General features: G+C 43.6%; 13 protein-coding genes and 1 tRNA gene. 5 read left to right on the top strand and 9 right to left on the bottom strand.

The annotated features are described in order from the left end of the window. Positions 1-63: 63 nt before the first annotated feature. Positions 64-148, top strand: a tRNA-Leu gene (locus Q7A_RS07285). Positions 149-601: 453 nt separating this feature from the next. Here the strand turns inward: Q7A_RS07285 and bfr are convergent. Both bfr and Q7A_RS07275 read right to left on the bottom strand, forming a co-directional pair. Then, entirely contained in the window at positions 602-1081 is a 480-nt protein-coding gene (bfr, locus tag Q7A_RS07280; protein WP_014706694.1) for a bacterioferritin, read from the bottom strand. A 275-nt stretch (positions 1082-1356) separates the two neighbouring features. Then, positions 1357-1575 carry a (2Fe-2S)-binding protein gene (locus Q7A_RS07275; RefSeq protein WP_041354445.1) on the bottom strand — a complete coding sequence of 73 codons (219 nt, stop codon included), beginning with the start codon at positions 1573-1575 and terminating at the stop codon, positions 1357-1359. A 161-nt stretch (positions 1576-1736) separates the two neighbouring features. Between Q7A_RS07275 and Q7A_RS07270 the strand changes: the two genes are divergently transcribed. Next, the gene (locus tag Q7A_RS07270; RefSeq protein WP_014706692.1) at positions 1737-2435 is read left to right on the top strand and encodes a response regulator transcription factor; all 699 of its coding nucleotides are present in this window, start codon (positions 1737-1739) and stop codon (positions 2433-2435) included. Between the two features lie 12 nt (positions 2436-2447). Here the strand turns inward: Q7A_RS07270 and Q7A_RS07265 are convergent, their stop codons facing one another. Genes Q7A_RS07265 through Q7A_RS07230 form a run of 7 tightly spaced genes read right to left on the bottom strand, consistent with a single transcriptional unit; the run spans position 2448 to position 10300 of the window. Next, the gene (locus Q7A_RS07265; RefSeq protein ID WP_014706691.1) at positions 2448-3749 is read right to left on the bottom strand and encodes a sensor histidine kinase; all 1302 of its coding nucleotides are present in this window, start codon (positions 3747-3749) and stop codon (positions 2448-2450) included. A 4-nt stretch (positions 3750-3753) separates the two neighbouring features. Continuing rightward, positions 3754-5550: a DUF1295 domain-containing protein gene (locus Q7A_RS15520; protein ID WP_169712025.1), complete on the bottom strand. Its 1797-nt coding sequence runs from the start codon at positions 5548-5550 to the stop codon at positions 3754-3756. Then, positions 5537-6079 carry a DUF2878 domain-containing protein gene (locus Q7A_RS07250; protein WP_014706688.1) on the bottom strand — a complete coding sequence of 181 codons (543 nt, stop codon included), beginning with the start codon at positions 6077-6079 and terminating at the stop codon, positions 5537-5539. Before Q7A_RS07250 ends, Q7A_RS15520 begins: the two co-directional genes overlap by 14 nt. Beyond that, positions 6072-7334 carry an SAM-dependent methyltransferase gene (locus tag Q7A_RS07245; RefSeq protein ID WP_014706687.1) on the bottom strand — a complete coding sequence of 421 codons (1263 nt, stop codon included), beginning with the start codon at positions 7332-7334 and terminating at the stop codon, positions 6072-6074. Before Q7A_RS07245 ends, Q7A_RS07250 begins: the two co-directional genes overlap by 8 nt. Beyond that, positions 7331-8119, bottom strand: a complete 789-nt coding sequence (locus Q7A_RS07240) for a DUF1365 domain-containing protein (RefSeq protein ID WP_014706686.1) — start codon at positions 8117-8119, stop codon at positions 7331-7333. Before Q7A_RS07240 ends, Q7A_RS07245 begins: the two co-directional genes overlap by 4 nt. Then, entirely contained in the window at positions 8109-9371 is a 1263-nt protein-coding gene (locus Q7A_RS07235; protein WP_014706685.1) for an NAD(P)/FAD-dependent oxidoreductase, read from the bottom strand. The genes Q7A_RS07240 and Q7A_RS07235 overlap by 11 nt, the downstream gene beginning before the upstream one ends. Beyond that, positions 9368-10300, bottom strand: coding sequence for an acyl-CoA desaturase (locus Q7A_RS07230; RefSeq protein ID WP_014706684.1), 933 nt, complete (start codon positions 10298-10300; stop codon positions 9368-9370). Before Q7A_RS07230 ends, Q7A_RS07235 begins: the two co-directional genes overlap by 4 nt. A gap of 532 nt (positions 10301-10832) precedes the next feature. On the opposite strand from Q7A_RS07230, the gene Q7A_RS07220 reads away from it, so the two are divergent. From Q7A_RS07220 to Q7A_RS07210, 3 genes are all read left to right on the top strand, one after another. Further along, a protein-coding gene (locus tag Q7A_RS07220; protein WP_089418518.1) for an IS5 family transposase occupies positions 10833-11596 on the top strand; the annotation gives its coding sequence in 2 pieces (ribosomal slippage) (positions 10833-11205 and positions 11205-11596; 765 coding nt in all). 123 nt (positions 11597-11719) lie between these two features. Beyond that, positions 11720-11974 (top strand): hypothetical protein, encoded by a 255-nt coding sequence (locus tag Q7A_RS07215; RefSeq protein WP_014706681.1) that lies wholly within the window; start codon positions 11720-11722, stop codon positions 11972-11974. Further along, a complete protein-coding gene (locus tag Q7A_RS07210; protein ID WP_014706680.1) occupies positions 11971-12507 on the top strand; it encodes a chalcone isomerase family protein in 537 nt (178 codons plus the stop codon). Before Q7A_RS07215 ends, Q7A_RS07210 begins: the two co-directional genes overlap by 4 nt. The last annotated feature ends 20 nt before the right edge of the window (positions 12508-12527 follow it).

Raw genomic sequence — 12527 nt, 5'->3', positions numbered from 1 at the left:
TTATCAAAACGTTAAAACGGGCTTTCATAATCGGGCAGCCCTCGTTATAATACTCGGCTTGTTGCCGGGGTGGCGGAACTGGTAGACGCGCCGGATTCAAAATCCGGTTTCTTCGGAAGTGCGAGTTCGATTCTCGCCCTCGGTACCAACATTAAACCTTTTCAATCAACAGGTTTATCCAGAATATTAAAGCCTCATCGGGCATTCTGATGGGGCTTTTTTTATTTGCAATCAGTAAACGTAAATTATCGCCTGCTTTGTTGTTTTAACCCTGCAGAATGATTTGATAACGTACATCCCCATTCATAGTTTTTAAATCGCTTCCTTTCTCTGCTCAGACAGATGTATTTTCACAACAAAATTAAATTGGGATTCAATTGCCAAGCAAGCTTGTTTCGCGAAAAGACTGCTCATCAGGTTAATAAGGGGAAAACTCATATGGAGTGAGGATAAGATGTCCCAATTTATCAAAGTCATGGGGCTTTCATGTATTTCAACGTCATAATTCTTGGCTTAATCATAACGTATACAAACGCGTTGATAGACTAATAGAAATCAAAAAAGCCCTTCCAGTTAAACTGAAAGGGCTTTTTAATAAACATTATTCGGCTTCTTTAACAATTTGGGCCTGGTGGTAGTTTTCAATACCCATTTTATCGATCAGGCCTAGCTGAGTTTCCAACCAATCGACATGTTCTTCCTCTGCTTCAAGAATATTTTTGAATAAATCACGGGTAACATAGTCTGCAATCTGTTCGCAATATTGAATACCTTCTTTCAGGTCGGGTATTGCATCCAGCTCTAATGAAAGATCGGCCTCCAGCATCTCCCGGGTATTTTCACCTATACGTAAAGCACCTAGATCCTGCAGATTTGGTAACCCTTCTAAAAATAATACTCGTTCTGTCAGAGCATCAGCATGTTTCATTTCACCAATTGATTCATGATATTCATGCTCATAAAGGTTTTTTAATCCCCAATCCTTGTACATTTTGGCATGAAGAAAATATTGATTAATGGCCACCAGTTCATTACCCAATATTTTATTCAGTAGCTCAATAACTTTTTTATCACCTTTCATCGGATTGTCTCTCTTTCATGATTCGACTCTTCCGATTATGGTTGATTAATTACAAATGTCAAAGATAAGCTATTGATATTAATGATAAATGATAACGCTTATCATCTACATTCTGTTCAGTGGCAGTGAGAGGCAATAATGATTAGAGATTAATGTTAAATAAATTAGTGACTTGTTACTTAAGTAAAAACCACACGAAAACCATGAAGAAAAAAATTCGTGTGATGATCGTTGAAGAAAAGTTAAGGAAGAAAGCTAATTCTGCGCAACGTCCCCTAGCGTGAAACGTTTGCAGTTTGGGCAACCAGATAGCTATCCTGCTCAAGAGTCTGTGGCGCGTGTTGTTGCAAAACCCGGTTAACCTTGAACTGGCATTTCCCACAGCATGCGGCTGCTCCAGTGCTTTCACGGATAGCATCCAGTGTGACAGCGCCCTGATCAATGGATGCTTTTATTTTATCTACATTCACGTTGTTGCATACACAAACTATCATGAAATAAACTCAACTTATCAATGTTTATGCAAATGATAATGATTGTTATTTCATAAGTCAAACCCATTTTAACGTTTTTTGGGAAATAATCCCAAAATTGTTACTTGCGATGTATGTCTTTACATCGTAACTTAAGCAGAGGTACGCCTTAAGAGGACTTTATGAAAACAATATCAGCGACAGTATTAATTGTTGAAGATCACCGGGATCTAGCTGCTAATGTAGGGGATTATCTGGAAGTGGGCGGTTTTACCGTTGATTTTGCAACGGATGGTATTACGGCATTGCAATTGTGTGAAGAACACCATTACGATGCCATCGTCCTCGATATAATGCTTCCCGGTATTGATGGCTTTGAAGTCTGCCGCAGATTACGCCAGGAAATGCACCGACATACCCCGATCATCATGTTGACGGCTCGTGACACCATTAATGACAAGGTGAACGGTTTTGATTTAGGTGCAGATGATTATTTGATAAAACCTTTTGAAATGCGTGAACTCGAAGCCAGGCTTATTGCAATGATCAGGCGTCAAAGGGGGGAGCTCGAAGGTGGAAAGTTAACGGTGGCCGATCTTAGCTTCGACCTTGATACCATGCGCGTTATGCGTGGCGATAAGCTTATCAAGCTGTCTCCGATAACCCTGCACATCCTGCGGATTCTGATGCGCGAATCGCCAAAAATTGTCAGTCGTGAACGGTTGGAAGCTGAAGTCTGGGGGGATGATGCACCCGATAGTGATACGCTTCGGAGTCACTTATACAATCTGAGGAAAAATCTGGATAAACCTTTCAAGAATCAGTTAATGCATACCCTACCAGGTGTGGGTTATAAGCTTTGCAGAGAAGAAGATCTATAGAGCTTATTTAGGTTAACGGCTACGAAACTGTGCTTTTGGGAAATGCACACTGACTTCCGTGCCTTCCCCCATTTTACTGGATAAGCGAAGATTCCACTCATAGCGATTACATAACCGTTTCACTATAGTCATGCCGATACCGTAGCCTGTTGTTTGTTGTTTTTCATCAGCACGAAAAAAAGGTTTAAAAACTTTTTTCACTTGATCTCGATCCATCCCGATTCCACTGTCAGCAACCGAAAACCCGTCTGCTCGGATAGACACTGTAATATTGCCCCGCAGGGTGTAATTAAAGGCATTACGCAGTAGATTTCCAATAAGAATCGGTAACACGCGTTCAGCAGCCAGCACGATTAAAATACCCGATTCTTCAACATTTACCGTGATAGGTTTGTCATGATGAATCATTTGCAGATTATCCAGTTCCGCGGCGATCAAATTATTAACAGTCACTTCACGTAAAGGCAATGCCTCAACCTGCTCTCTGGCTAACAACAGCAGGGTTTCAATCAATGATTCCATATCCGTCAGCGTACGATACATACGGTTCATTTCTGTCACTGCCTGAGCATCATATTTTCTTTCAACCAGTTCCAATGCCCCACGGATTACAGCTATTGGGGTACGTAATTCATGACTGACATCACGCGTAAAATTCCGTTCGCGTTCAACAAAATTTTCCAGACGATTGGTAAATTCATCCAAGGCCCGGACCAGACTTGAAACTTCATCATCCGGTATACTGCGCAGATCATCTAAATCCAGCTGAGGAAAATTACCTTCCTGAAAATCGACATCATTAACTGCCCGTGATAATTTCATTATCGGTGAAACCGCCTTATGTGATTGGCGATAGGCAATCCAAGCCAACAGATAAAGCACTATCAAAACCATACCTAAAGGTAATAAGCCAAAGACCAATGCCAGTCGAGATACTTTTACTTCATCAAAGATTAGATATAACCGGCGGTCCCCCTTATCCTCAACATAGACAATGGGTTGCTGCCCTGCCAGCTCAGCACGCTTCAAGCCTGGCCCAAGGTCTTGCAAAGCCTGTGGTAACTGAGAATAATTATTCCCTTCTGCCATGTAAGCTTTAAGGTTCATGGTGTTGGGTAATGGAAATGCGGGATCTTCTGCACGCATCTCCCAGAAATGCTGGGCTTCACCCTCCAGAGCAGCACGCACCAATACATCTTCAAGGGTAGCTTTTGCAGCATAGATTCCGGCGATAGCCACCACACTGATTAATGCTATTTGTATTAAAAAAACTTTAACCAGTTTCGCATGAAGATTTGTATTGGACCTGGCCATCGACTCAGTTTACTCTCTTGGCAAATAAATAATGTGTTACCAACCACTCGGTTCCATCGTGATAGCCAAATAATTCAGCACAGGCCATAAAGAACAAACGCCATCGTTGTAGCCAGATAGCGCCCTCACCTTTACCGTAGGTTTGATCAAACAGTGCTTTAATCTGTCTGGCATTTTTATCCGTATTTTTCAGCCAGGCTTCGGCTGTTTTCTGGTAATGCTGACCATTGACCAACCATTGCTTTTCAATCTGCAGAGCATCCTGAAAATGCAATAACGTGTCTGCTGAAGGCATCAATCCACCTGTAAAAAAGTAACGTCCCATCCAATTATCATCCCCTTCAGTTTCGAAAGGATAGACAACATTTCGATGACAGAAAATATGTACAAAAAGCTTGCCGTCAGACTTTAACCAGCAACTTACATTGTTGAGCAGCTGCTGATAATTACGCATATGCTCGAACATTTCTATCGAGACAATCCGGTCAAACTGCGTGTTCAGTTCCAGTTTATTGACATCACAGGTAATGATACGAATATTCGTTAATCCACGGGCAAACGCCTGTTTTTCAATGAACTCCCGCTGTGAGTCAGAATTAGATACAGCTGTGATCCGTGAATACGGAAACCGCTCAGCCAGATGCAACGTAAGCGATCCCCAACCACAACCGAGTTCAAGAATATCCTGCCCGTTTTTGAAATCACCCCGTTCGAGATAAATATCGAGCATGGCCTTTTCAGCCTGATCCAGCGAGATGGTGTAATCATCCCACCAACAACCGCTGTATTTGAGATGTTTGCCTAAAGTCAGCTGATAAAATTCGGCTGGTACTTCGTAATGTTGTTCATTAGCCGCCTGGGTTTCTATCGCAATCGGACTGTTTCGTAGCATTTCCATGCATTGATTTTTGATTTCACTGGCGGCTTGCAGATCATAGGCCTTTTCATCTTGCAGGCGTTGCTTAAGCAGCATGCGAATGCCAACTCTTACTAACATGTCAGGTATCAGTCCTTTTTCAGCGATAGTGATCAGACTCATATTTTTTTTTCTCCAGGGAATAAATGCACTGGTTGTTTGTTGATAGCGACGATATTTATCCCCACGACTGCGGATTGCGTGTTGTTCGGTGTAGGGTATGCCGGTTATGAAATACAGAAATAACAACATCACTAATGGCGCCAACCAGAGCCACGCTGCGTGTTCGATGCCAATCGCCATTAAGGGATAGCTAAACCAGTGCAACCACTCAAAAAAGTAATTCGGATGTCTGGAATAATTCCACAAGCCTGTTTCACAGACTTCACCTTTATTTTTCGGGTCGGCCTTGAAATTGGCTAATTGCTTATCCGCAACAGTGACCCCGGTAATGGCAATAATGGCGACAACAAGACCGGCATATTGAGCGAGTCCTAAAGTTTCAATCTGTCCCTGATTAATAAACCAGACTGGAATGGCAAATCCCCAAGCCAATAAAGCCTGAAACTGGAAAAAGAAAAAGTGGTAAAAATTGGTTTTAGCGCCCCAGTACTGTCTTAGGTATTTATATCGTCCATCTTCATCTTCGCCTAACACCCTTTGTGCGAGGTGTGTTCCCAAACGCAAATACCAAAGCAGCATGATGCCCGATGCCATGATGCTCTGAGGCAAATAGCCCTCACTAGTCAGCAAATGAAACAAAGCCAGAAAACTTAATGAAAAAGCCCACAACACGTCGACAATTCCAGCATTTTTACTGAGAATTTGCCAAAACCAACCGCCAAGCATTATTAAAGACACAATGAAAAGACTAAACCACAGCATGTTGTTTTCCTGATTCCTGATTGCGCCAGTAAATAGCCAATGTCAGTAATAATGGAATTGCCAGTCCCCAGCTAATGGCAAGCACTACGATTAATATTTCTGGTTGCAGCCAGTCTAGTGCACCTAAACGACTGCCTGCATAATATGAAACAGGACTGGCAACCGCCGAAAATATTCCCGCCATCACCCGACGTTTTAATAACCATGACAGCGAGTGGTTAAGGGTTAACGCAAAGTTTATCCATAAACACCAAATCCACCAGGGTGCAATCGGTTCAATAGTTTGAGCTTGATAAGCCATTAAATTCCAGGCTGACCAACTGGAATCCAGCACGACACCGATTACAATTGCCGCCAGCACCAGTTTGTAATCAGTCTGTTTCCAGCGATAAAAACGAAAATGAAAGATCAAAAGGGCGACGGTAAAAATAACGGCCGGTGAATTCAACTCCGCGGCCCCGCTTAATACACAGACAAACCAACCGATTTGAAACAGTAAAAAATTAACTATCGTCAGACGATCAGGCATATGCTGGACACCACTGGGGACGCCGGTTATCGGCTTTACTGAATAATAAGTGCACGTCACTGATACTGCGTTCGGCAAAACCACCTTCGCAGTAGCAAAGATAAAACTCCCACATCCGAATAAATGAATCCGGATACCCCATGGCGCGAACTCTGTCCAGCGAAGCGTTAAAACGTTCCCGCCAAGTGGCCAGAGTAATCGCGTAGCTTGGGCCAATGTCTTCAAGGCTGGTGAGTTTCAGCTTGGCTTTGGCAGCAGCATTACTCAGCACGGTGACACTGGGGATAAAGCTGCCTGGGAAAATATACCGCTTGATAAAATCCACTGATTTTACTGCCTGGGCATAACGGTGATCTTCCAGCGTAATCGCTTGAATGATGGCCAGACCATCTGGGGTTAATAAGTCGGCACAACGCTGAAAATAATTATCAATATAGTGATGCCCCACCGCCTCGACCATTTCAATCGAAATCAGCTTGTTATATTGCCCTTGCAGATCACGATAATCTTCAAGCAATACTGTTATCTGATCAGTGAGGCCCGCTTTTGCCACACGCTGAACAGCATAATCATATTGTTGCTGTGAAATGGTCGTTGTTGTGACTCTGCAACCATAATGCTGAGCAGCAAATACCGCACAACCACCCCAACCCGTACCAATCTCCAGCAGATGATCTGTCGGCTGTAAATTCAGCTTGTCACACAATCTCGTCAGCTTTTGCTGTTGCGCAGTTTCAAGGGATTCATTACCGCTGTAATACAATCCGGACGAATACATCATCCAGTCTTTATCCAGAAATAACTCAAATAACTCATTCCCCAAATCGTAATGGGCAGCGATATTCTTGCGGCTACCTCTTCGGCTATTACGATTAAGCCAGTGAAAGCCTTTTAATAAGGCACCGGTAATTCTGGCAAAGCCCTGTTCAAGTTCATCCGTCAATGACTGGTTACGAACCAGAATTCTTATCAAAGTGGTTAGCTCACTGCAATGCCAATCACCCTGCATATAAGACTCTGCAGCACCGACGCTGCCGCCTTGCACGACAGCTTCAAAAAAGCGCCGCTCATTGACGGTCAGACTAATCGATAGATCGGCCTGTGGATCGCCTAATTCATAAACTTCACTTGCTGTATGTAAATGAATACAGCCTTTTTGAATCTTGCCCAGCTGACTGATAACCGCTTTTTCATACAGTTTCGACAGTCGGCTGGGTTTGCCATTTTGTTTTTCAATGACGGCCGATTTATTCATTTATCATCCTCTTGACGTATTACAGGTTGGGTCACACTATCGGCCTGCTGATCGGGATGACTGAAAGAAGGAGTATGTTTTCCCCATAAACGTAATGCCTGCCAATAAATGCGCATTACCACTCTGAGTGTCTGTAGCGGATAGCGAATCGGTAACCAACGCATGCTTCTGGCGGTCATTGGCTGGAAGTCAGTCTGTAATGTCGCATCAAACTGGCGTTCTCCCTCACGCATCAACACCATGTTGATATTGATGGCATCTTGTTCCAGTTGAAAACGCCAGTGGTATTGAATATCCATCGGCATAAACGGTGAAATATGAAACTGTTTATCAAAAACAAAACGCCACGGCTGACTTTGTTGCTGATTCACTTTCAATACATAGGCATAACGTTCATTCCACGGCGTATTGTTGATTTCAGCAACAATAAACTTAAGCTGTTGCTGCTCGAAACAGAAGTAAAATGTCACTGGGTTAAATATAAACCCGAGATAACGTGGATGCGTAAGGATCTTTACCGTACCTGAGAATGACTCACCACTGCGTTGCTGTATTAACTCCACCACTGCCTGTTTCAAATCAGCCAGGTCGGATTGCAGATAATCCTTACGGTAAAAACTGATCAGATTAAAGCGCTCCAAAGACCAGAAACGCGAGCGTTTAAAATGGGATTGCAGTTCATCCAGATCCAGCATCAGCATTGCCAGTGGATACTGAAAAGCATGATTTTTTGGCAAATGGCGCTGATGATGCACCCATCCACGATAAATTCCATCAGGTAACATTAATGCCTCCCTGCTGAGTATTTTCAAGAGCAGCGATAACTCTCAATGCACTCCTGACTCCATCCTCATGAAATCCCCAGCCCCAATAGGCTCCACAATAAAACGTATTTTGCGTATCAATAATTTCCTGCCAGCGACGTTGGGCGTTGAGTGTTGAAAGATTATAAATCGGATGTGCATAACGTCGCTGCACCAAGACTTTTTTGGGGTCAATAAGATGTCCGGAATTTAACGACACGATAAGCTCTGCTGGAATATCCAGACTTTGCAGCGTATTCATGTGATAACTCACTGTGCATTGCTGCTGTAACTCTGGCCCTACCCGGACATTCCAACTGGCCCATGCCAAAGGATTTTCCGGTAACATATTGCTATCCGTATGCAGGTGCATTTCGTTATGCTGAAAGCCGATGCCTCCCAAAACAGCGACTTCGGTTTCAGTAGGTTGATCCAACATGCGAAGCGCTTGATCTGCATGGGCGGCAATAATCACTTTATCGAATTGATAATTTTCGCCATGCACTGTTATGGTCACACCTTGATTACTGCGTTCTATACGATGAATTGGAGAACCCGTCATAAATTCTGCATTGCTCTGCTGTACCAGCGCGTCAACATAAGTCTTTGAACCACCTTTAACTACCCGCCATTGAGGGCGATCCGTTAACGACAGCATATGGTGGTTATGCATAAAACGAATAAAATAGTGTGCTGGAAAATCCACTACTGAAAGACTGGGGCCAGACCATAAAGCACAGGCCATTGGAATGAGATGATCATTAATAAAAATATCACTGTAATTATTAACAGCCAGATATTGACCTAGCGTAAGACCATCATCCTCTTCATTTAATAGTAAAGGAGCCGCACGATAAAATCGCACCAAATCCCATAACATTCGATAAAAACGGACATTCAGCAGATTACGACGCTGACAGAATAATTTATTCAGATCCGTCGCGTTATATTCCAGACCTGAACTTGTGTTGCTCACGCTAAAACTCATCTCTGTAGGCTGACTCGCTACGCCCAATTGCTGCAGTAACTTACTAAAGTTTGGATAATTCTGTTCATTAAAAACAATAAAACCGGTATCCACATGAAAGGCCCTTCCGGATACCTCGACTAAATGGGTATCGGTATGACCGCCAAGATAATTACTCGCTTCAAACACCGTCACGTCGTGTTGCTTTGCCAGATAATACGCGGAGGTCAAACCCGAAATACCTGCCCCCACAATCGCAATCTTCATAAATCAGCCTCCGGAATGATTTTCTTGGAATCACGTTTATGAAGTGGCACCGTGCGAACGTCCCAGATGAGCCCTGATTTTTGCATTAGCTTTAATAAGTAGTAACTTACATCGACTTCCCACCAATAAAAGCCTTGTCTGGCGGAAGCCGGGTAATGATGGTGATTATTGTGCCAACCTTCTCCTAGAGTAAGTAATGCCAACAGAAAATTATTACGACTTTCATCGTTTGTTGTGTATCGTTTTTTACCAATTCGGTGCGCCATGGAATTTATCAACAACGTGACGTGTAATAACACTACCGTTGAAATGAAATAGCCCCACACTAACATTTGCCAACCGCTGGTTTTCAATTCGGGTGCAAACTTTTCCAGTAATACACCAAAGATAAATAAGGTTAAAGCCAATAGAACCGGAGCAATTAAATCAAACCGATCCAGCCAACGTAGCTCGACAAATCTTTTCCAGTCTTGAACCAGATTATAATCAGCCTGATAATGTTTTCCTGAAAGAAACCAGCCCATATGACTCCAAAAAAAGCCCTGCTTGGGGGAATGGGGATCGGCAGGCTGATCTGCATAGCGATGATGCTGACGATGGTGTGCCGCCCACCATAAAGGGCCTCGTTGTGTTGCACTGGCGCCAATCAAGGCAAAGATAAATTGGATTTTTCGCGAAGTTCTAAAGGCTTTATGTGAAAAATAACGATGATAAAATGCTGTTATGGCAAACATTCTCAATAAATATAATGTTATTGCCGTAACAACAGCAACAGTGGAAACGCCCACAAATAAAACGGTCAGACAAGCCAAATGCATCACGATAAAAGGAATGACTCTGAGCCAGTCAACACCAGTATCTGACTTGTCATACTCAGCAGAAGAAACCCGGGGTTCACCATTATCAAACCAATGTCGAATAAATTTCATCAAATGTCTCTTTTTTAATGGTGGTTAGCTTAGTCAGCAAAGTGTGAATTGCATGTGAAGAGTTACCGTGGATTGTTTATCCTTCATAACCATCAACTGCTGGCAACTATTTTTGCGTCCGAGAAAGGAAAAGCTGGTAGTGTAGACATCAACATCACCGATTGACCGCAGTAAGCCACAAAAAATAGCCCCAGCCTTCACCCCACTTTCACAATCTTTACGTTCTGATGAGACAGGAATTTAGTTCATCGGAAAATTACACCATGTTAATGAATATTCTTGTCACAAAATTGACGTGGTTATTACCTTTAATCATTTTTATAGTGGCTGGTAATGGAAAATCTATGCAAAGTAGCTATGTTAACAACTACCCAAAAGCCCTGGATTCACTAGCGTCGCAACCACTAGGTACCCATCAGACCATCACTGGTTTTATGCGTATTTTTAATCGGATTCAGCATAGCGAATTAGATACTGTCGTCACGGGATTTGTTATAATTGCCCTCAAATCAATCTGGGCGAGGTATTTTCGATGATGGAGAGCACGCGACGACATGACATTTCGGATGCAACCTGGGCACTGCTGGAGCCGCACCTCCCGGGACAGCGCGGCCAATGGGGCGGCATTGCGCACAACAACCGGCAGTTCATTGACGCGGTGTTCTGGATACTGCGCACGGGAGCGCCCTGGCGAGACCTGCCCGCCAGTTACGGAGATTGGAAGAACACCCACCGGCGCTTCTGTCGCTGGCGAGATCGGGGGGTATGGGAGGCGCTGCTGGAATGCCTAATTGATGAGCCCGACTATGAGTGGCTGATGATTGATGCCAGTCACTGCAAGGTTCATCCTCATGCGGCGGGCGCACGAGGCGGCAATCAGGGGATGAGCCGCACAAAAGGGGGCTCAACACCAAGGTACACCTGGCCGTGGATGCGCATGGTATGCCGGTCCGAATTATTGCTACAGAGGCTACCCGAGCGGATTGCTCTCAAGCTGACGCATTGATTGATGGCCTTGAAGCACAGCACTTGATTGCCGACAAGGGTTACGACAGCGATGCCATTGTTGAGAAAGCAAAAAACCGGGGGATGCAAGCGGTCATCCCGCCGCGAAAGAACAGGAAGACGCAACGTGAATACGACAGACATCTCTACCGGCAGCGCCACCTGGTTGAAAATGCCTTTCTGCATCTCAAGCGTTGGCGCGGCATTGCGACGCGCTATGCCAAGAATCTGGCGTCCTTTTTGGCTGCCGTGCAGATCAGATGCTTGGTACTCTGGCTCAATGTTTCGTGACGACACTATCTAGCGAAGATCGTTCATGAAAACTATACTGAACAACTTTATTTCAACGATACCTTTAGGACCATCACTGATAGAAATGAACTGGTTGACTATCTACAACAAACCGGGCAGCAGGTGGATTGGCTGGAAGCTCAGGTGCAAGATGTGGCCCGAGGTGAACACGACTTTTATGTTCGATGGATCATGCGATTGCAATTTACGGTGATGGGAAAACAGGTAAACAGCGAATCCATCGGTATAAGTCAATTACGTTTTAATAAACAGGGTCAAATCATTTTTCACCAAGATTTCTGGGATGGTGTGGATGGTTTTTATCAACATTTACCTATCATTGGCTATTCGCTGAGAAAAATACGGGAAAAATTATGATCAAACCTATCCTGTTGTTTTCGCTAGTGCCTCTGCAGTTAGTGAGCGCCAACAGTTTTGAGTCGGAAATAGCACTTGATAAACTCACATTAAAGCAATGTTCTGCTGTGCCAATCAAAGTGATGTTATTTAATCTCGGTGATGTGGCGTTATACCGTGAACAATGTAGTAACGACACCAAACTGACCAGTCAGACTATTCAACTTTCCTTTATCTATAAACGAAGCTTTGATGCTGAGGATTTTCAAAACTCGTCTGTGAAATTGCTTCAGCGTAATCTGGATAAAAGTACGTTTGAGTCAATAAAACCAGCATTATTGGAGTTTAATGCTGGTTATCAGCCAGCCGAAAAAGGTGATCGTTATGATATTCGTTATGCTGCCGATACGGGGTTGGTGTTATTCAAAAACGGTCAACAGCTAAGTCAAAGTAATAACACACAGCTTGGCGAAGTATATTTCAACATCTGGTTTGGTAAAGATCCCTTCAGTACAGGAATGAAAAAAAACCTGTTGGCAGGCCTGGAACAATAAGCCTCACCATTGGTGAACTT

It is taken from the genome of Methylophaga nitratireducenticrescens, from assembly GCF_000260985.4.
In the GTDB taxonomy this organism is placed as follows: domain Bacteria; phylum Pseudomonadota; class Gammaproteobacteria; order Nitrosococcales; family Methylophagaceae; genus Methylophaga; species Methylophaga nitratireducenticrescens.
The sequence above is the reverse complement of the archived record's forward strand: the minus strand, read 5'-3'. Positions and strand labels throughout refer to the sequence as shown.